The sequence below is a fragment of the Thauera sp. 27 genome (assembly GCF_000310125.2).
GTDB lineage: Bacteria > Pseudomonadota > Gammaproteobacteria > Burkholderiales > Rhodocyclaceae > Thauera > Thauera mechernichensis.
Map to the genome: position 1 here is coordinate 1 of NZ_AMXB01000036.1, position 18,263 is coordinate 18,263.

Here is an 18,263-nt window from a genome sequence, read left to right on the forward strand (position 1 = left end):
CTCGCGGCTGGCGCCGCTCCTACGGCACCCCGCTGCGGCCGACAATCCCCAGTGGGAGCGGCGCGAGCCGCGAGGGGTTGAAGGCGATGGGGCTTGGGCGGGACGACGAGAAGCTCGCGGCTGGCGCCGCGCTTGCAGCAAACCGCGGCACGTCTGTCCCAATGCGGCACACGTGCTACTCGTTGAGGTGGTGCGTGCTACCGCCGACGACCTCGACGGTGGCGCCGAGCTGGCCAGGCGTGAACCACCAGCGCGTGGTGCGCTCGGGGCCTGCGATTTCGGCGCCGATGCGGCCATCGGCTTCGATACGGCGAACGCTGGCGGCGGGGCTGGCGCCCGCTGCGGTTGGGAACATGACGACCAGGAACTGGTCCTCGCGAGCGTCGCGCAGTGGCATCAGCTCGATCCGCCAGGCCCCAGGCTCGGCGCGGCCGTGGCCGAGTTGGGCGATGGCCGCTTGTGCGCTGCCGTCCTGATCGTAGTTGCGGCCGTCCACGAAGAACTCGAAGCCGGGTCCGCCGATGCTGTTGAGCATCGGCTCGCGTGGCAGCAGCACGTAGCCGTGCAGGCGACCGCCACTGCGTCCTGGGTTCTGATTGGCCGGGATGAAGAGGTCGAAGCGGTCGGGGCCGAGAATGGGAGGCTCGATCGAGTGCAGCAGCCAGCGCTTGCGGAACTCGGCCCGGGTTGCGACGACATCGTCGAATACGACCACTGCGTTGTTGATGCGGTCGTAGCCGAATACCCGCCACATGCGCTCCACGCGCCGGGTGCGGTCGGCAAAGCTGCCTCGGCCCGACTGACTGTTGGTGTAGGCCGGTGTGATGTCGGCAACGGCGACTGCCAGGTCGTCCTCGGCCACGTGCGCGACGATGCGGCCGGTGTGGTAGGTCTCGCGCCGCTGTGCCCATTGCTTGGTGTCGAGCGGTGCGCCGTCGACGCCCCAGCCCGAGCCGATGCGGCGTTGACCGCCGTCGTTGGCGTAGTGGCGCGGGTTGGCGTGGTCGAAACCAGGGCCCGGCTGGTTGTCGGCAGGGTCGGTGACGGTGACGAGGTTGTGGGCGATGCTCTGGTAGGCGTAGTTCATGTGGTGTTCCGACCCGTAGGCCGGGCCGTACCAGCCGCTGTCGATGGCAAGTGGGCCGCCGCTGTAGATTGTGAAGGCGCCCTGGTCGAGATGGCTGTGCGACCAGAAGTTGTCACCCGCCTTGAAGCTCACCCAGGTTGCGTGCTCGCTCCAGTCGCTGCGGGCGATGAGCATGCCGATGCCGTCGAAGAGCTTGGCCAGTGGCAGGCGCGCGGCGGCTTGCGGGTCGAAGAGGCCATCGTCCGACAGCGGACCCCAGGGCCAGCCCGTTGGCACCGGGCCGCCCTTTGGCGGGACCAGCGAATAGGCTGCGGCGTGGCGGAACTCCAGCGCCAGAGCTGCCGCATCGCTGGGGTGGCGATTGAACCAGGCGCCGTCGCCCCAGCGCATGTGGGTGCCGTCGGGGCGGGTGCGGTAGACAAGAAAGTCGAGGAAGCCGCGGATGCCTGGCTCGCTGGCGAAGAGGTCCTCGCCCGTTGCTGCGCGCCATAGCGCGGGCAGGGTGTGGATGGCCTGGCCGATGCCTACGGCGACGTATTCGCCGCCCTCGTGCCAGCCGCCGCTGTTGCCGAAAACCTGGCGCCACACCGGCAGCACGCGGTTCTTCCAGAGTTCGTGGGTGAAGCTCATGTGCGCTTCACCACGCGGGTGGTCGCCGTAGAGCGCAATGCTGCATGCCATCAACGCCTGCAGCGGTGCGTTGTAGAGGAAGGCGTTGTAGGGCGACAGCTGGTCGCGGCGGATGACGTCGATGAGATAGTCGCAGCCTTCGGCGAGCTTGTCGCGCAGGGCGTCGCGCTCGGCTGCCGTCCATTGGTCGTGCAGCCAGTCGTAGGCGATTGCCAGTGGCATGACCTGGCCGTGTCCGCGGTCGACGAAGCGCGTTTCCATCAGTCTCGCGTGCAGGGGGGCGAGGTTGAACACCCCCGGCTGGATGAAGCCCGCCTGCATGATGGCGTTGATGGCATTGGGATTGTTGCGTGCGGCAGAGGACAACTGCTCCAGAAAGCGCGGGTTCCTTGCGCGCAGGGTGGCGATGTCGGCGGGAGACGGATGTGGCAGGCGGGGGTGCGCCATGCGAAAGCCGGGCAACTGCGGCCTTGGTAGCGCCGACGGTGGCGGGTACGTGACGCTGGGCGTGTTCGCGCCGGCGGCAGGCGGCGCATCGGGTACGGTCAGCGCCACAGCGGCAATGATCAGGGCTGCCGGCAGCACACCGACCAGTAGGGCCTTGCGCCAGTCCGCGCTTGCGGTGCGTGCGGGGTAAACAAGACCCTCAGCGTGTGCGGTGGCGTGGGACGTGGTCGCGTGGGCCTGCATCAGCGCGAGGATGCGGCTGGCGACCCAGTGCATGAACCAGGCGCTGCTCGCGGCGATCAGCAGATTGGTCGGATCGGGCTTCTTGCCCACGGTGAAGAGCTTCAATACCTCGACGCCGAAACACAGCGCGAGCGCCACGAGCACGGCGAGGATCATTGCCCCCCGTTGCAGGCGGGGGAAGGCGAGTGCGGCGACCAGGCCGATTGGCGCGTAGCTCCCCAGGACGAAGAGCAGGCTGCGCACCGCGGCCGTCTCGGTGGTGTAGTAGTGGTAATAGAAAGGCAGGAAGCGCAGCGTCTCGAGCTTCTCCGTGGCTGCCCAGGCAGGCTGGAGCGCCAGCGGCAGCACTTCGTGGAGTGCCAGCACCAAGGCGAGGTAGACGGGGCTCAGGAGCAGGCTCCAGCGTAACAGCCGGGCGGGCGAGTAGTGCAGCCACTGCAGCGGATGGCTGCGCGCGAGTGCCACCCCCCAAGCCATGCCGAGCGCGCGGGTGAGGATGGAGATGCCCTGGGTGGTGCCCGAGGCGAGCACGATCTGCACTGCCTCGATGAGCAGCCCGACGGCGGCGCCCGCCACGACTCCGGTGACAAGGCCGGGACTGCGCCGGCCGGGCGAGCGCGCCTTCAGGCCGAGCGCCAGCAGCAGCCCGACGGGGACCATCAGCACGGCCTCCACCAGCAATTTCACCCCGCAGGTGAAGGCTGCACCGCAGGACAGCCCTGGGCCAAGGCTAAGGCTGTCGGGGCGGGCGAGCTTGGCCGCAACCTCTTGGCTGCTGACGAGGAAGTCGTAGGGAAAGAAGCTCAAGCCGAGGTAGCCGAGGGCGTACAGTGCCAGCACGGCGAGCAGACTGTGCGCTCCGCCATGGACGAAGCGCTGCCACAGCCCGGCGATGCGCTGCCCGGCGACGAACCAAAGCGCCAGCCCCAGCCCGGTGCCCAGGCCCTCCGCGAGCAGGTCGTTGCGCGAGACCGTTCGCGGCGGAAAGAACAACTGCAGGTACTCGATGCCCACGGCCATCGCCAGGATTGCCGTGACGACCACCATGAGCACGAGCACGCGGGCCGCACGTCCCATCCGGCTCGCCCACACTGCGCCGGTGGCGAAGTAGGCGAGCACGATGTACAGCAGGATGTTGGCCACCCAGTCTGCACGCGAGCCTACGCCCAGGTCCAGCCAGGGGGTGTTCATGAATGCCTGCCAGGCGTCCTCGCGTGGGCGGTACTCCAGCGGCACCAGGCTGCCGTAGGCGACGAAAACCGCCCACAGCAGGGCGATTCGGGCGTGCTGCCAGGCCCTGGCGGGGGCGGCGGAGCGCGGATCGTGCATCGTGTGATCTTTTTCCTGCGGCGTTGAGGTTCAATTGTCGTACGCCGCGCTGCAAACTGCTATCTTGAAAATTGACGCCAGACCCGGCGCGATCCGAACTCACGAGGGAGCAGACATGAAGGCATTCAAATGTGCGGCGGCCGCGTTCGCGGTCCTTGGTGTAGTGGGCTCGGGCCAGGCGCTCGCGGCATGCCCGGCCAACAGCACGATGAATCATACGGAATTGAACGGCACCTTCCCCGGCAACACCGTCTGCGCGGTACGAGGCAGCAATCGCTGGCAGGAGTTCCACCAGGCGGGCGGTGCGCTCATCGACTGGAAGAAGGGGCCCACCGACGCGGTCGACCCGACCAAGCAGGTCGGTTCCTGGAGCGTGACTGGCACGGGCGCCAACGCGCGCATGGTCTACAACTACGGCTCCGGTGGCACCTACACCTACCGCGTCGTCAGCAACGGTGGCGGGCTTTACAGCTTCTGCAATGGCGACGAGGTGCACGACGCCACGGTGCGGCCCGGCCAGCAGTCCTGCGGTTTCTGACCCACGCCGGAGCCGCTATACCAGAACCTCGGCTACGCCTGGGTGGCCGAGGAAGGCCTGTGGGCTGGCTGATGCACCGTAGGCACCGGACTGGAACACCACCACCAGGTCGCCTTCCGCGGCCTGCGGCAGAGCCATGCGCTCGGCGATGAGGTCGAGCGGCGTACAGAGCGGGCCGACCACTGACACGGCCTCGGCCGCAGGCTCGCCCATGCGGGTGCCTATCGTCACGGGGTAGTTCTTGCGCAGCACCTGGCCGAAGTTGCCGCTGGCCGAAAGGTGGTGATGCAGCCCGCCGTCGGTGACCAGGTAGGTGTGGCCGCGCGAGACCTTGATGTCGGTGATGCGGCACACGTAGATCCCTGCCTCGCCGACGAGGTAGCGGCCGAGTTCCAGCACGATGGCTGCCCCGGGCAGCGCGGTCGCTGCCTCGGCCACGATGTCGCCCAGCGCTGTCCCGATGGGGGCGAGATCCAGGCGCTGCTCGCCAGGAAAGTAGGGGATGCCGAGGCCGCCGCCGAGATTGAGCGTGCGCACCGGCCCCGGTGCGTGCTCGGCCAGGCGAAGGGCGAGCGCGAAGCTCTTCTGCTGGGCCTCGACGATGGCCTCCGCCTTCAGGTTCTGCGAACCGGCGAAGAGATGAAAGCCCTCGAAGGCGAGCTCCGCCCTGCCTATCGCCTGCAGCAGTGCCGGTACCTGCTCGGCATCGACGCCGAAGGGCTTGGGGCCGCCGCCCATCTTCATCCCCGATGACTTGAGCTCGAAGTCCGGATTGACGCGTACGGCCACGCGTGCCGGCACCCCAAGCGCCTGCGAGGCTTCGGCCAGCACCGCGAGCTCGCGGAAGGACTCGACATTGATCAGGATGCCGGCAGCGACCGCCTGGCGCAGTTCGGCGTCGCGCTTGCCCGGCCCGGCAAAACTGATGCGCCCGGGGTCGGTGCCGGCGTCGAGCGCTATCTTCAGCTCGCCCGCCGAGGCGACGTCGATGCCGTCGACGAGGGGCGCCATGTGGCCGACCAGCGCCGGCATCGGGTTGGCCTTCATCGCGTAATGCAGCTCGATCCCCGTGGGCAGGGCGCTGCGCAGTTGTGCCACGCGCGCGCTCAGCAGCGTGCGATCGTAGGCGTAAAAAGGGGTGCTGCCTACGCGGGCGGCGAGCCTGCGTAGCGGGATGCCGCCGACCAGGAGTTCGCCGTCGCGCACCGCGAACTGGTCCATGGCGGCGTGTACGGGCGAGGCTTTGGCGGCAGGAGTGGAGGCGGGCATGGCGGTGTCAGTGGCGATGCGGTTGGCAGGAGGGTGGCAGCTCAGTCAGCGCTGAGCGCCTTGCGGTCGAGCTTGCCATTCGGGTTGCGCGGCAGCGGACCGGAGCGCAGCTCGATGCGTGTCGGCACCATGTAGGCGGGCATGCGTGCGCGGCACTCGGCTAGCAGTGCCGCGGTATCGAGGGTGGTACCGGGCAGGGGGGTTGCGATCACGGCGATGCCCTGGCCCAGCGTGGGGTGCGGCTGGCCGAAGGCGACGCACTCGCCGACCATGCCGGTGGCGTAGAGGATCTCCTCGATCTCGGTGGGGCTCACGCGGTAGCCCGAGGTCTTGATCATCTCGTCGCGGCGGCCGATGAAGTAGAGGAATCCGTCCTCGTCGCGGCGTACCGTATCGCCCGAGAACACGGCAATCTCCGGTAGCACCAGGCCGGGCTCGCGTCCGGGCGCGCGCGGCGGCAGGGGGCGGAAACGTTCGGCGGTGCGCTCGGGGTCGTTCCAGTACCCCATCGCTACCAGCGCGCCGCGTTGCACCAGTTCGCCAGGCTCGTTGGGGGCGCATTCGCTGCCGTCCTCGCGCAACACCAGCACCTCGGTATCGGGGATGGCCTTGCCGATGGAGTCGGGGCGGCGGTCGATCTCCTCGGGTGGCAGGTAGGTCGCGCGGAATGCCTCGGTGAGCCCGTACATCAGGAAGGGACTGCTTGCAGGTAGCTGCGCGCGCAGGCGGGTGAGGGTGTCGAGTGGCATGCGCCCGCCTGTGTTGGCGAAGTAGCGCAGGTGCTCGCTGACACCGGCGGGCCATTCAAGCTGTGCCAGTTGTATCCACAGCGGTGGTACTGCGGTGAGTCCGGTCACGCGCTCGCGCTCGACCGCCTTGAGCACATCGCGCGGCATCAGGTAGTTGAGCAGCACCACGCGGGCACCGGCATGGAAGGCAGTGGTGAGCTGCGACAGGCCGGCGTCGAAGGACAGCGGCAGCGCGGCGAGCAGGGTGTCGTCGGCGTGGTTGCCGAGGTAAGAGGCAACGCTGCGCGCGCCCGCCATCATGTTGCGATGCGCGAGCACCACGCCCTTTGGTCGCCCGGTGCTGCCCGAGGTGTACAGGATGGCCGCCATGTCGGTGTCGATGACGCGGTGCCCGGCCATGGACGGGGCGGCCACGAGCTCGTCCCAAAGGTGCAGCGACAGGCCGTCGAGCTGCGGACGCTCTGCGGGGCGACCGACCAGCACGACATGACGCAGGTCGTGGCAAGCTGCCAGCGTGGCGCGCAGGGCGCCGAAGCGTTCCGGCGTGGTGACCAGGACGCGGACGGTGCAGTCGTGCAGGATGTGCCCGACCTGATCGGCCTTGAGGATGGGGTTGACCGGCACGAACACTCCGCCGGCGGCGCTGCAGCCAAAGGCGGCGGCGACGAACTCCGGGCGCTTGTCGAGGTAGATCGCGACCCGTTCGGCGCGCGCCAGGCCCAGCCCTGCCAAGCCGCCTGCAAAGCCGTCGATGCTCGTCTGCAGTGCGCCATAGCTGATGTGCTGCGAGCCGCTGACGAGTGCAATGCGCTCCGGGGCGTGTACGGCTGGGGCGGAAACGAGATGATGAAGGAGGTGCCTGGCGTGCATTGCTGCTCTTTTTGATTGAGTCTGAATTGTCGCAGTGCGCAATTCGCACCGGATGCGGAAGTATAATGCGCGCGTTTTCGCGCTGGCTTGCCGTGCGCGCGCGTGGTCCGCAAGGGAGAGAAGATGTCAGAACAGATTCTGAAGGAAGTGCTGGCGCTGCTGGACGAGGTGCTCAGCCTCGATGGCCGCGCCCTGGGCTTCAGCGCCGACACGCCCTTGCTTGGCGATCTGCCCGAGCTCGACTCGATGGCCGTGATCGCCGTGATCCATGAGATCGAAGCCCGCTTCGGTATCGAGGTCCCCGACGACGAGGTCGATGGCAATTCGTTTGCGTCGGTGGCCACCGTGGTCGACTTCGTGGAACGCCTCACCGCCCGTCAGCAGGGCTGAGGCGATCGTTCGGCGTGCCGGCTACGACGGCCTGAACGGGAAGAACACCGGCACCAGGGCAAGCACAACCGCAGCATAGGTCAGGCTCACCGGCAAGCCTGCGCGCAGGAAGTCGCGCATGCGGTAGCGGCCGGCCGAATACACCATCAGGTGAGTCTGGTAGCCGAAAGGGATCAGAAAACCGGCGCTGGCGCCATAGGCCACCACCATGATGAATGGCGTCGGATCGACGCCGAACGCACGCGCCGTACCCAGCGCGATCGGAAACGCGAGGGCTGCCGCCGCATTGTTGGTGACAAGCTCGGTGAGCACCATGGTGATCAGATACACGCCGACCAGTGCTGCATACACGCCGTAGCCATCGAACAGGGCGCGCATCCAGCCCGCCATCAGTGCAGCGGCGCCCGAGCGTTCGACGACTCCGGCGATCGTCAGCGCCGAGCCGATCACCACCAGCAGCTCGAAAGGAAATCGCCGGCGCATTTCGCCCAGGGTCAGCAGGCCGCTGGCGAGCAGGCCGGCGAGCAGCAGCAACAGCCCCGAGAACAGCGGCAGCACGCCCGCCGCCGATAGCACGATTGCGAGCGCGAAGCCCGTCAGCGCGGCCGTGCTCTGCGCAGGGCTCATCTTCGGGCGTACGCCCGAGCCGTTGAGTACGTGGAAGTTGCGGTCGAGGTTGCGATGCTGGAAGAAGTCCGGCCCCGCCGCGAGCAGCAGGCTGTCGCCCACGCGCAGCGGAATGCGGCCGAGCTGGCCGGTGAGGCGCTTGTCGCCGCGGCGAATGCCTACCACCCCGGCGTCGAACATGGTGCGGAAATCGACGTCGCGCAGCGTGCGGTTGGCCAGGTCCGACTCGCTCGACAGCACGACCTCCACCAGGTTGGACTTGAGCAGCGCGTCCGCGCCGGCGCCGAATACCGCCAGGCCGGAGAAGCGCTGCAGGGCCTGCACCTTGTCCACCTCGCCCGTGAATACCAGTACATCGCCGGCGTGCAGCAGTTCGGCTGGCCCGACGGGCGAGATCAGCCGACCCTCACGCTCGATCTCGAGCAGGAACAGTCCCTCGAGGTTGCGCAGTCGGTTGTGCTCGATGCTGCGGCCGATCATCGGCGAGCCGGGCATGACGCGGGCCTCGAGGAAGTAGGCCGAGCGTACATCGTTGCCGGTCGAGGCGTTCGCAGGCAGCAGGCGGGCGCTGAGCGTGAGCACCGCAATGCAGGCAAGCGCCACCGGCAGGCCGACCAGCGTGAACTGGAACATGTGCAAGGCCGGCAGGCCAGCTTCGACGACGAAGGAGTTAACCACCAGGTTGGTCGAGGTGCCCACCAGGGTGGTGATGCCGCCAAGGATCGATGCGTAGGAGAGTGGAATCAGCAGCTTCGAGGCCGGGTGCCGGCGCTGCTGGGTGATGGTGCCGAGCAAGGCGCCGACCACCGCCGTGTTGTTCATGAAGGCCGAGGCAAGGCTGCTGAAAGTGGCCAGCTTGAGGGTCGCCAGGCGGGTGCGCCCCTTGAGCAGGAGCTGGGAGAGCAGGTCGAGGAAGGGAGAGCGCTCCAGTGCCAGCGATACCAGCAGCAGCAGGATCAGGGTGGCCAGCGCCGGGTTGGAGAAGCTCGACAGCAGGGCCTGCTGGCTGGCCAGACCGAGCAGGTGGTAGATGCCGGCCCAACTCGCGAACAGGATCGCCGGGCTGATCCGGCCGTGAATCAGCAGCGCCAGCAGGAGACCGATCGAGCCGAGGACGAGGTGAGCTGTCATGCGTGGGTCGCGGTGGCCGCTCAGTCCAGGCCGCTGGCGACGAAGTGCGGGTTGTCCAGGCCAGGCTTGCCGTAGCGCAGCGCGTCGCCGGCGAGCGTGCGTACCTTGCCGCCGGCAGCTGCCAGCACGGCGTGTCCGGCGGCGATGTCCCATTCCATGGTACGGCCCAGGCGCGGATAGAGGTCGGCTTCGCCGTTGGCGATGAGGCAGAGCTTGAGCGAAGAACCCGCGCTTTTCAGCGCAGCAACCGGACGACCGGCAAGGAAGGCGTCGAGTGCCGCAGCATCGCCGTGCGAGCGGCTGGCAACGACCGTGAGCCCCGCCGCAGGGCTATGCCGGCAGCGGATCGGACTGCGTGCGCCGCCTTCCTCAATGAATGCGCCCACGCCGTGGGCGCCGAGGAAAAGGCGGTCGAGTGCGGGCGCGAGCACGGCTCCCAGCACCGGGTTGCCGTCCTCGATGAGTGCGACGTTGACGGTGAACTCGCCGTTGCGGCCGATGAATTCCTTGGTGCCATCGAGCGGGTCCACCAGCCAGAAGTGGCGGCCGAATTCGGGTACTCGTCCTGCAGCGACAGCCTCCTCCGCCACCACCGGCACGCCGGGCAGCAGGTCCTGAAGGGCAGGCAGGATCAGCGCCTCGGCGCGCTCGTCGGCTTCGGTCACCGGAGAGGCGTCGTCCTTGCCACGTACGGCGAAATCGGTGGCGTAGACCTTCATCACGACATCGCCGGCAGCACGGATGATCGGCACAAGGCGTTCGAGTAGCGGGGCGAGCGGTGGCAAGGTCACGGGCGGACTCCAGGCAAGGGGCATGGGTGATGTCGAGTGGCATAGTCTAGCCTTCGGCGATATATTGCATCGTCTTCGCGCACGCTGGAACATGGCCCTGTTGCAGTTTCCTCCGTGCCTGCCCCGGAGCAGGCATGAATGGCTGAGGGTGAAGTGCGCGCTCAACGTCCAGAACCGAACAGAGCGACCGATGCCCATGCACAGTCCCGCAGCGAACAGCCTGACCCACCTGCAACGGCTCGAAGCCGAAAGCATCCACATCCTGCGCGAGGTCGTCGCCGAAGCCGACAAGCCGGTCATGCTGTACTCGGTCGGCAAGGACAGCGCGGTGATGCTGCACCTGGCGATGAAGGCCTTCTACCCGGCAGTGCCACCGTTTCCGCTGCTGCACGTCGATACGCGCTGGAAATTCCAGGAGATGTATCGCTTCCGCGACCGCATGGCCCAGCAGACAGGCATGGACCTGCTGGTGCACATCAACCCCGAGGGCGTGGAGAAGGACATCAACCCCTTCACCCACGGCTCGGCGATCCACACCGACATCATGAAGACCGAGGGCCTCAAGCAGGCGCTCGACCAGTACGGCTTCGACGTCGCCTTCGGCGGTGCGCGCCGCGACGAGGAAAAGTCGCGCGCCAAGGAGCGCGTGTTCTCGTTCCGCACCGCGCAGCACCGCTGGGACCCGAAGAACCAGCGCCCCGAGCTGTGGAAGCTCTACAACGCCAGAAAGCACAAGGGCGAGTCGATCCGCGTGTTCCCGCTGTCGAACTGGACCGAGCTCGACATCTGGCAGTACATCTACCTCGAGAACATCCCCATCGTGCCGCTGTACTACGCCGCCGAGCGCCCGGTGGTCGAGCGCGACGGCACGCTGATCATGGTCGACGACCACCGCATGCCCTTGAAGCCCGGCGAGGTGCCGATGATGAAGAAGGTGCGCTTCCGCACCCTGGGCTGCTACCCGCTGACCGGCGCCATCGAGTCCGAGGCCGATACGCTGCCTGCGATCATCCAGGAAATGCTGCTCACCAAGACCTCCGAGCGCCAGGGCCGGGTGATCGACCACGATTCCGCCGCTTCCATGGAAAAGAAGAAACAAGAGGGGTACTTCTGACATGGCACACGTTTCCGACCTCATCGCCACCGACATCGAGCAGTACCTCCGTCAGCACGAGAAGAAGAGCCTGCTGCGCTTCATCACCTGCGGCAGCGTGGATGACGGCAAGAGTACCCTCATCGGCCGCCTGCTCTACGAATCGAAGATGCTGTTCGAGGACCAGCTTGCCGCGGTCGAGGCCGACTCGAAGAAGTTCGGCACCCAGGGCGACCAGATCGACTTCGCGCTGCTGGTCGATGGCCTGGCGGCCGAGCGCGAGCAGGGCATCACGATCGACGTGGCCTACCGCTTCTTCTCCACCGACAAGCGCAAGTTCATCGTCGCCGACACCCCGGGCCACGAGCAGTACACCCGCAACATGGTCACCGGCGCGTCCACGGCGGATGCAGCCATCCTGATGGTCGATGCGCGCAGGGGCATCCTCACCCAGACGCGCCGCCACAGCTACCTGGTGTCCCTGATCGGCATCCGCCACGTCGTGGTCGCCATCAACAAGATGGACCTGGTGGGCTACGCCGAGCCCATCTTCCGCGAGATCGTCGAGGACTACCGCGCCTTCGCAGCGCAGCTCGGTCTCGAGGGCATCACCTTCATCCCGATGTCCGCCTTCAAGGGCGACAACATCATTGCCCCCAGCGACAACATGCCCTGGTACCACGGCACCACGCTGATGGGTTATCTCGAGACCGTCGAGGTGGACGATTGCCGCATGCAGCGCGCCCCCTTCCGCCTGCCCGTGCAGTGGGTCAATCGCCCGAACCTCGATTTCCGCGGTTTTGCCGGCACCATCGCCAGCGGTGTGGTCAAGCCGGGTGATCGCATCCGCGTTCAGCCCTCGGGGCGCGAGAGCACGGTAGCGCGGATCGTGACTCTGGACGGCGACCTGCCACAGGCGGTGGCCGGGCAGTCGGTCACGCTCACGCTGGCCGACGAGATCGACATCTCGCGCGGCGACGTGATCTCCACGGTCGAGGCGCCGGCCGAGGTCGCCGACCAGTTCGAGTGCACGATCAACTGGATGCACGACGAGCCCATGCTCGCCGGGCGACCCTACCTGCTCAAGATCGGCGCGCGCACGGTGACGGCAACGATCACCGACATCAAGTACCAGGTCAATGTGAACACGCTCGAGCATGTCGCGGCCAAGAAGCTGGAACTGAACGCGATCGGCGTGTGCAACATCAGCCTCGACCGTCCGATCGCCTTCGATGCCTATCGCGACAACCGTGACACCGGCGGCTTCATCCTCATCGACCGGCTGTCCAACAACACCGTCGGTGCTGGCCTGCTGCACTTCGCGCTGCGCCGGGCACACAACATCCACCTGCAACACGTTGACGTGAACAAGCAGGCGCGTGCTGCGCTCAAGAACCAGCACGGTTGCGTGCTCTGGTTCACCGGCCTGTCGGGTGCGGGCAAGTCCTCGATCGCCAACCTGGTCGAGAAGAAGCTGCACGCGCTGGGCCACCACACCTACCTGCTCGACGGCGACAACGTGCGCCACGGGCTGAACAAGGATCTCGGCTTCACCGACGCCGACCGCGTCGAGAACATCCGCCGCGTGGCCGAAGTCGCAAAGCTGATGGTCGATGCCGGCCTCATCGTGCTCACCGCCTTCATCTCGCCCTTCAAGTCCGAACGCCGTATGGCGCGCGGCCTGGTCGAAGAGGGGGAGTTCGTCGAGGTCTTTGTCGACACCCCGCTCGAAGTCGCCGAGGCGCGCGACGTGAAGGGCCTCTACAAGAAGGCCCGGCGCGGCGAGCTGAAGAACTTCACTGGCATCGACTCGCCCTACGAGGCGCCGGAAGAGCCTGAACTGCGCCTCGACACCACCCGGCTTGACCTCGACGCTGCGGCCGACACCGTGCTGGCATGGCTCGAGGCGCGGGGAATGCTCGTGCGTTGAATCGAGCAGTGAGCAAGGATGGGGGGACCCCATCCTTGCCCTCAGTTACTGAGACTGCGCGTAATCGGCGCACATCTCGCACAGCAGGTCGAAAAGCGTTTCAAGTTCCTTGCGTCCGGTGTTCATCATCGGCTCCCTCCGATTCGCGGCGACAAGTGGGGCGCGCGCCTGCCGAACAAGCCCGGGTGGCCTCGTCCCTGCTCCTGCAAGCCCCATCCTGCTAGAGGCAGCTTACGTCGCTCGCTCAGGAGAGGCCAATCGAAACGCATCATCGCGGCGATTGGCCTCGGCAATGCCCGTGCGGAAGCACCAGACAGCTCAGGAGGCCCGACGCGTCAGGCACCAGCCGAGCAGCCCCGCAGCGATGAGCACGAGGACGCCGGGCTCGGGGACGGGGGAGACGAACTCGGTCAGCGGTGTCATCGTGCCGGTAAAGCGTCCTTCCTCGGCAAAACGCAGGCCGGTGATGAAGGCCAGCGGGTTGGCCGGGTCCAGTCCGGCGGTGGTCTCGATCCCCAGCACGCGGAAACGGTCGACGCCGTCGTCATCGAACACGAGTTCTTCGCCGCCAAGGACGTTGGTCTTGAAGGGCACCCACGCGCTGCCGTCCCAGAGTTCGATATCGTAGAGCGAGTCGCCGATCCCGGTCGGGAGCAGCACGGCGCGGATCAGCGGGTCGCCAGCGCCGATGGCATAGTCGTAACCGACAGCCACTAGCGGATCTATGAAGATGATCTCGTCGGGAGTGACGCGCTCGATGGTGAACTTGAATACCGTATCGCCGGTCGGGTCGATTCCGCCGCTGGGCAGGTAGACACCGTCCGGCGCCCCTTCGGGCAGCAGCATGAAGTCGAAGAAGCTACGCGAGCGGCTCAGGATGTTGGCGTTCGACACCGGCGCGGATTCGTCGCGGCGGTCGATCAGGCTGACCTCGACCGAGTACATCTTGTCGCCGCTCAGCAGGGTGCCGAGATCGGCATAGTCGCCGATCCGGAACGAGGACACATCGGGCGCCATGAAGCTGCGGCTGAACAGGATGTCGCCCGAGATGGAGTCACCGGGCTTGTAGTCCAGGCTCCATATCTGCACCCGCACGCTGTCGTGGCTCGAATCTTCATAGACCCCCCAATTGAAGGTCATGTCCTCGCCACTGCCGCTGACACGCATGTTGGAGACGAAGGGCAGCACAGTTGCGCCTTCGATGGAGGGCAGGGTGCCGACAGCGGCATATGCGTCCGTCGGGTCGCTCCGACCGAACAGGCTCCAGCCGGCCGTGCTGGGGTTGTAGGGCACGTTCTCACCCAGCTCGGCATTGAAGAACAGCATGCCGTCCCCGACCGAGCGCGCATACTGGTTCGGCGCGACGGTGACCGGATCGTAGACGAGACTGGTGTAGTGCACACCGTCCTGGGTGGCGATGATCTGGGTGGCGGCGCTGGGTGTGGAGCCTGGATTGGGAGTGACGTTCAAGGCGCCGATCGTCTGCCTTACGCCGGCGAAGATGCGTACGGAGTTGTCGCTGCGATTGTCCAGGAAGTGATAGCTGTCGCTGACGGTGATGGCGGCGTCCGCCGTGCTCGCCTGCAGCAGGCAAAGGCTCATTGCCGCCGTCAGGGCTACCCTCTGCGGCGATAAGCTGTTTCTTGTGTTCATGCGAGTCTCCTGCGGGTTGTTGTTTTGTAGGTGTCCGGTGGTCGCCCGGACAGAGTGGTCGAAGCAATTTTTGTGCGAGTGGTATATCCCGCTGGCAAGTCGCAGCCGGCTGTGATCGACGCCGAGTTGGGGTGGGCATGTGTAAGGAATGCCGACACTTTCCCGGCGGCAGGAAGTTTCGATGCCGATCAGTTCGGTGGAGCAGCCCACAGGCGCAGCGGCGCAGGCCATCGATTCCGCTGATACCCCGGCAGATCCGAGTGCAGTCTCCTTCGGGCTCTCGCGGCGGGCGCTGCACTGCGGGGGGGCGCGGCGGCCACGCTCTGCTAGAATCGCCCGCCATGAGCTATCAGGTCCTTGCGCGCAAGTGGCGGCCGAAGTCCTTCGGTACGCTGGTCGGTCAGGAGCACGTGGTGCGTGCGCTGTCGCATGCGCTCGCCACCGGCCGTCTGCATCACGCCTGGCTGTTCACGGGCACGCGCGGCGTCGGCAAGACGACGATCAGCCGCATTCTGGCCAAGGCGCTCAACTGCGAGACCGGCATCACCCCCGAGCCGTGCAACACCTGCGACGCCTGTCGCGCGATCGACGCCGACCGCTTTCCCGATTACGTCGAGATGGATGCGGCTTCGAACCGTGGCGTGGACGATATGGCGGCGCTCCTTGACAAGGCGGTGTATGCGCCAGTGCAGGGGCGCTACAAGGTGTACATGATCGACGAAGTGCACATGCTCACCGGGCATGCCTTCAACGCCATGCTGAAGACGCTCGAGGAGCCGCCCGAGCACGTCAAGTTCATCCTCGCCACCACCGACCCGCAGAAGATCCCGGTAACGGTGCTGTCGCGCTGCCTGCAGTTCAACCTCAAGCAGATGCCGCAGGGGCATATCGTCGAGCACCTCACGCGCATCCTGCAGGCCGAGCAGGTGTCATTCGAGCCTGGTGCATTGCGCCACCTCGCCAAGGCGGCGAACGGCTCGATGCGAGATGCGCTGTCCCTGCTCGACCAGGCGATCGCGCATGGCGCGGGCAAGGTCGAGGAGGAGCAGGTTACCCACATGCTGGGTACGGTGGGCGACGACCACCTGTACGCGGTGCTCGATGCCCTGGTCGCGGCTGATGTCCCTGCGCTGCTGCGAGTGGCTGATGGCATGGAGGCGCGCAGCTTGGCCTTCGATGCGGCCCTGCAGTCGCTGGCGACGCTGCTGCACCGCATTGCCCTGGCGCAGTTTGCGCCCGAGGCGATCACCGACGAACTCGAGCGCGCGCGCGTGGCGGCCTACGTGCAGGCCTTCGATGCCGAGTTCCTGCAGCTTGCCTATCAGATCGCCATCCACGGCCGTGATGAGCTACCGCTTGCGCCGGATGAGTACACTGGCTTCACGATGACGCTGCTGCGCCTGCATGCATTCCGTCCCGAGCAACCCGCAGCGCTCGGTGGGCCGGGCGTGGCGCCTGGGGGTGGTGGCTTGGCGCGGGCGGTGCCTGCGTCGGCGAGGCCGGCGCCAACGGTGTCCGCGTCGGTTGCTGCGGCGAGGCCGGAGCCGCCGGTCGCGGCCATAACACCGCCACCTGCCGCGGTCGCACAGCCTGCCGCAGAGCCGCCGCCAGCGATGGCTCCGCAGCCTGCCGAGGCCAAGCCGGCGGCGGTCGGCACCGCGCAAGCGGTGTCGGGGCATGACGTGCCGCCGTGGGAGGATCTGCCGCCCGAGGCCTATGCCGACAGCGCGGCCGTTGTCGAACGCGTGCATGCCGTGTCGTCTTCGCTGGGAGCTGCGAGCGAGGCTGCGTCAGCTCCCGCTCCTGCCCCGGTGGCTCCTGCCTCAGTGGCTGCTGCCGCAGAGAAGTCCGTGGTAGTGCCGGAGGCGACGATGGCGCCGGATGCAGCTGCCGGCAAGGCTGCACGCGGCGATGCTGCGACCCTGTTCGCGCTTGGTGATTGGCGCGGGCTGGTGCGTGCGCTTGAACTCGGTGGCCTCGTGCGCGAACTTGCCCAGCATTGCGAATGGGTCGATTTCAGCGATGAGGGCCTGCAGTTGCGCCTGTCAGTGGCGCACCGTCATCTGCTCGACATGAACCCGGGGGCGCTCGAGCGCCTGCAGGGCAGTCTGTCGTCAGCCCTCGGGCGTACGCTCAAACTGCGCATCATCGTCGGCGACATTGCCGGTGAGACGCCAGCGCAGCGCGACGAGGTCGAGCGTCGTGCGCGCCATGCCGAGGCCGTTGCCGCGCTCGAGGCCGATCCCTTCGTACGCGAGCTGATCGAACGTTTCGACGCCACGCTCGTCGAGAGTACCGTGAAGCCGCTTTGAGCCGCTGCTTGCGGTGTCGGCCTGCGGCACACCCTTCCTGAAACATTTACCTTGAATCCCAACCATACGACGGAGCGCACATCATGATGAAAGGCGGTATTGCCGGCCTGATGAAGCAGGCCCAGCAGATGCAGGAAAACATGAAGAAGATGCAGGACCAACTGGCCTCGATCGAAGTCGAGGGGCAGTCCGGTGCCGGCATGGTCAAGGTACAGATGACCTGCAAGTACGATGTGCGCCGCGTCTCCATCGATGCCTCGGTCATGGATGACAAGGAGATGCTCGAGGATCTCGTCGCCGCGGCGCTCAACGACGCGGTGCGCAAGGTCGAAACCGCCACCCAGGACAAGATGGCGAGTGTCACCGCGGGCTTGAATCTGCCGCCCGGCATGAAACTGCCGTTCTGAGCGTAGCCGTCCGATGTCGCCGTCCAGCCTCGACGAGCTGATCGAGGCGCTGCGTTGCCTGCCCGGCGTGGGGCCGAAGTCGGCCCAGCGCATGGCCTACCACCTGTTGCAGCGCGACCAGCGCGGCGCAGCGCGCCTTGGTCGTGCGCTCACGCATGCGCTCGAAGTGTTGCGTCACTGCGAGCGCTGCAATACGTTTTCCGAGGAGGTGGTGTGCCAGCGCTGCGCAAATCCTCGCCGCGACGCGTCTCTGTTGTGCGTGGTGGAAATGCCGGCCGATCTGGCGATGATCGAACAGACCCAGACCTACAATGGCCTCTACTACGTGCTGATGGGGCGCTTGTCGCCGCTCGACGGCATCGGGCCACGTGAGCTCGGCCTGGACAAGCTGATCGCGCGGGCGACGGACGACAGCGTGCGCGAGGTGATCCTTGCCACCAACTTCACCAACGAGGGCGAGGCAACGGCGCACACGGTGGCCACCCTGCTCGCAGCGCGTGGGGTCAAGGTGAGCCGCCTGTCGCGTGGGGTGCCGGTTGGTGGAGAGCTCGAGCATACCGACACCGGCACCATTGCCCAGGCCCTGGTGGAGCGGCGTGCGCTCTGACCCATCCCGGGCTTCATGACGCGGCCGGTGGCGAGGATGCTGCAGCGCCACATTTGACCCGCCCGGAGACCGACCGAAAGCCCTCGCATTGTCGCGGAAAGCCTTGTGGCAGAAGGCGATGCGCGCTTTGCGCTTTCTCTGCTGCGGTGACTCCGGTATA

The 18,263-nt window shown here is 66.7% G+C and carries 13 protein-coding genes; 7 read left to right on the top strand and 6 right to left on the bottom strand.

Annotated elements, in window-relative coordinates:
• Window positions 1-175: 175 nt before the first annotated feature.
• Window positions 176-3,736, bottom strand: coding sequence for a VanZ family protein (locus B447_RS16965; protein ID WP_002943212.1), 3,561 nt, complete (start codon window positions 3,734-3,736; stop codon window positions 176-178).
• A gap of 115 nt (window positions 3,737-3,851) precedes the next feature.
• Between B447_RS16965 and B447_RS16970 the strand changes: the two genes are divergently transcribed.
• The gene (locus tag B447_RS16970; RefSeq protein WP_002943215.1) at window positions 3,852-4,274 is read left to right on the top strand and encodes a hypothetical protein; all 423 of its coding nucleotides are present in this window, start codon (window positions 3,852-3,854) and stop codon (window positions 4,272-4,274) included.
• A gap of 15 nt (window positions 4,275-4,289) precedes the next feature.
• Here B447_RS16970 and B447_RS16975 read toward each other — a convergent pair whose 3' ends face one another.
• Both B447_RS16975 and B447_RS16980 read right to left on the bottom strand, forming a co-directional pair.
• Complete coding sequence (locus B447_RS16975) at window positions 4,290-5,543, bottom strand: pyridoxal-dependent decarboxylase, exosortase A system-associated (RefSeq protein WP_443080989.1); 1,254 nt, start codon at window positions 5,541-5,543, stop codon at window positions 4,290-4,292.
• A gap of 41 nt (window positions 5,544-5,584) precedes the next feature.
• Entirely contained in the window at window positions 5,585-7,162 is a 1,578-nt protein-coding gene (locus B447_RS16980; RefSeq protein ID WP_002943224.1) for an acyl-CoA ligase (AMP-forming), exosortase A system-associated, read from the bottom strand.
• Window positions 7,163-7,285: 123 nt separating this feature from the next.
• On the opposite strand from B447_RS16980, the gene B447_RS16985 reads away from it, so the two are divergent.
• Entirely contained in the window at window positions 7,286-7,552 is a 267-nt protein-coding gene (locus tag B447_RS16985; protein WP_002926828.1) for an acyl carrier protein, read from the top strand.
• 21 nt (window positions 7,553-7,573) lie between these two features.
• Here B447_RS16985 and B447_RS16990 read toward each other — a convergent pair whose 3' ends face one another.
• A complete protein-coding gene (locus B447_RS16990) occupies window positions 7,574-9,310 on the bottom strand; it encodes an SLC13 family permease (protein ID WP_002943229.1) in 1,737 nt (578 codons plus the stop codon).
• 20 nt (window positions 9,311-9,330) lie between these two features.
• Window positions 9,331-10,101 (bottom strand): 3'(2'),5'-bisphosphate nucleotidase CysQ, encoded by a 771-nt coding sequence (cysQ, locus tag B447_RS16995; protein WP_002943232.1) that lies wholly within the window; start codon window positions 10,099-10,101, stop codon window positions 9,331-9,333.
• A 190-nt stretch (window positions 10,102-10,291) separates the two neighbouring features.
• On the opposite strand from cysQ, the gene cysD reads away from it, so the two are divergent.
• The gene (cysD, locus tag B447_RS17000; RefSeq protein WP_002943233.1) at window positions 10,292-11,215 is read left to right on the top strand and encodes a sulfate adenylyltransferase subunit CysD; all 924 of its coding nucleotides are present in this window, start codon (window positions 10,292-10,294) and stop codon (window positions 11,213-11,215) included.
• Between the two features lies 1 nt (window position 11,216).
• On the top strand, window positions 11,217-13,124 hold the full coding sequence (gene cysN, locus B447_RS17005) for a sulfate adenylyltransferase subunit CysN (RefSeq protein ID WP_002943241.1): 1,908 nt from the start codon (window positions 11,217-11,219) through the stop codon (window positions 13,122-13,124).
• 318 nt (window positions 13,125-13,442) lie between these two features.
• Here the strand turns inward: cysN and B447_RS17010 are convergent, their stop codons facing one another.
• Window positions 13,443-14,777: a PEP-CTERM sorting domain-containing protein gene (locus B447_RS17010; RefSeq protein WP_232431663.1), complete on the bottom strand. Its 1,335-nt coding sequence runs from the start codon at window positions 14,775-14,777 to the stop codon at window positions 13,443-13,445.
• Window positions 14,778-15,118: 341 nt separating this feature from the next.
• On the opposite strand from B447_RS17010, the gene dnaX reads away from it, so the two are divergent.
• The 3 genes from dnaX to recR all read left to right on the top strand — a co-directional run bounded on the left by dnaX (window position 15,119) and on the right by recR (window position 18,103).
• Complete coding sequence (gene dnaX / locus B447_RS17015) at window positions 15,119-17,089, top strand: DNA polymerase III subunit gamma/tau (protein ID WP_002943248.1); 1,971 nt, start codon at window positions 15,119-15,121, stop codon at window positions 17,087-17,089.
• 83 nt (window positions 17,090-17,172) lie between these two features.
• On the top strand, window positions 17,173-17,496 hold the full coding sequence (locus B447_RS17020; protein ID WP_002926821.1) for a YbaB/EbfC family nucleoid-associated protein: 324 nt from the start codon (window positions 17,173-17,175) through the stop codon (window positions 17,494-17,496).
• Window positions 17,497-17,509: 13 nt separating this feature from the next.
• Complete coding sequence (gene recR, locus B447_RS17025; RefSeq protein WP_002926820.1) at window positions 17,510-18,103, top strand: recombination mediator RecR; 594 nt, start codon at window positions 17,510-17,512, stop codon at window positions 18,101-18,103.
• Window positions 18,104-18,263: the final 160 nt, after the last annotated feature.

Bases quoted from the DNA above. Each gene is read 5' to 3' on its own strand.
- B447_RS16970 (WP_002943215.1), top strand. From the start codon at position 3,852: ATGAAGGCATTCAAATGTGCGGCGGCCGCGTTCGCGGTCCTTGGTGTA.
- B447_RS17020 (WP_002926821.1), top strand. From the start codon at position 17,173: ATGATGAAAGGCGGTATTGCCGGCCTGATGAAGCAGGCCCAGCAGATG.
- dnaX (WP_002943248.1), top strand. From the start codon at position 15,119: ATGAGCTATCAGGTCCTTGCGCGCAAGTGGCGGCCGAAGTCCTTCGGT.
- B447_RS16985 (WP_002926828.1), top strand. From the start codon at position 7,286: ATGTCAGAACAGATTCTGAAGGAAGTGCTGGCGCTGCTGGACGAGGTG.
- B447_RS16990 (WP_002943229.1), bottom strand. From the start codon at position 9,310: ATGACAGCTCACCTCGTCCTCGGCTCGATCGGTCTCCTGCTGGCGCTG.
- B447_RS16980 (WP_002943224.1), bottom strand. From the start codon at position 7,162: ATGCACGCCAGGCACCTCCTTCATCATCTCGTTTCCGCCCCAGCCGTA.
- B447_RS16975 (WP_443080989.1), bottom strand. From the start codon at position 5,543: ATGCCCGCCTCCACTCCTGCCGCCAAAGCCTCGCCCGTACACGCCGCC.
- B447_RS17010 (WP_232431663.1), bottom strand. From the start codon at position 14,777: ATGAACACAAGAAACAGCTTATCGCCGCAGAGGGTAGCCCTGACGGCG.
- recR (WP_002926820.1), top strand. From the start codon at position 17,510: ATGTCGCCGTCCAGCCTCGACGAGCTGATCGAGGCGCTGCGTTGCCTG.
- B447_RS16965 (WP_002943212.1), bottom strand. From the start codon at position 3,736: ATGCACGATCCGCGCTCCGCCGCCCCCGCCAGGGCCTGGCAGCACGCC.
- cysD (WP_002943233.1), top strand. From the start codon at position 10,292: ATGCCCATGCACAGTCCCGCAGCGAACAGCCTGACCCACCTGCAACGG.
- cysN (WP_002943241.1), top strand. From the start codon at position 11,217: ATGGCACACGTTTCCGACCTCATCGCCACCGACATCGAGCAGTACCTC.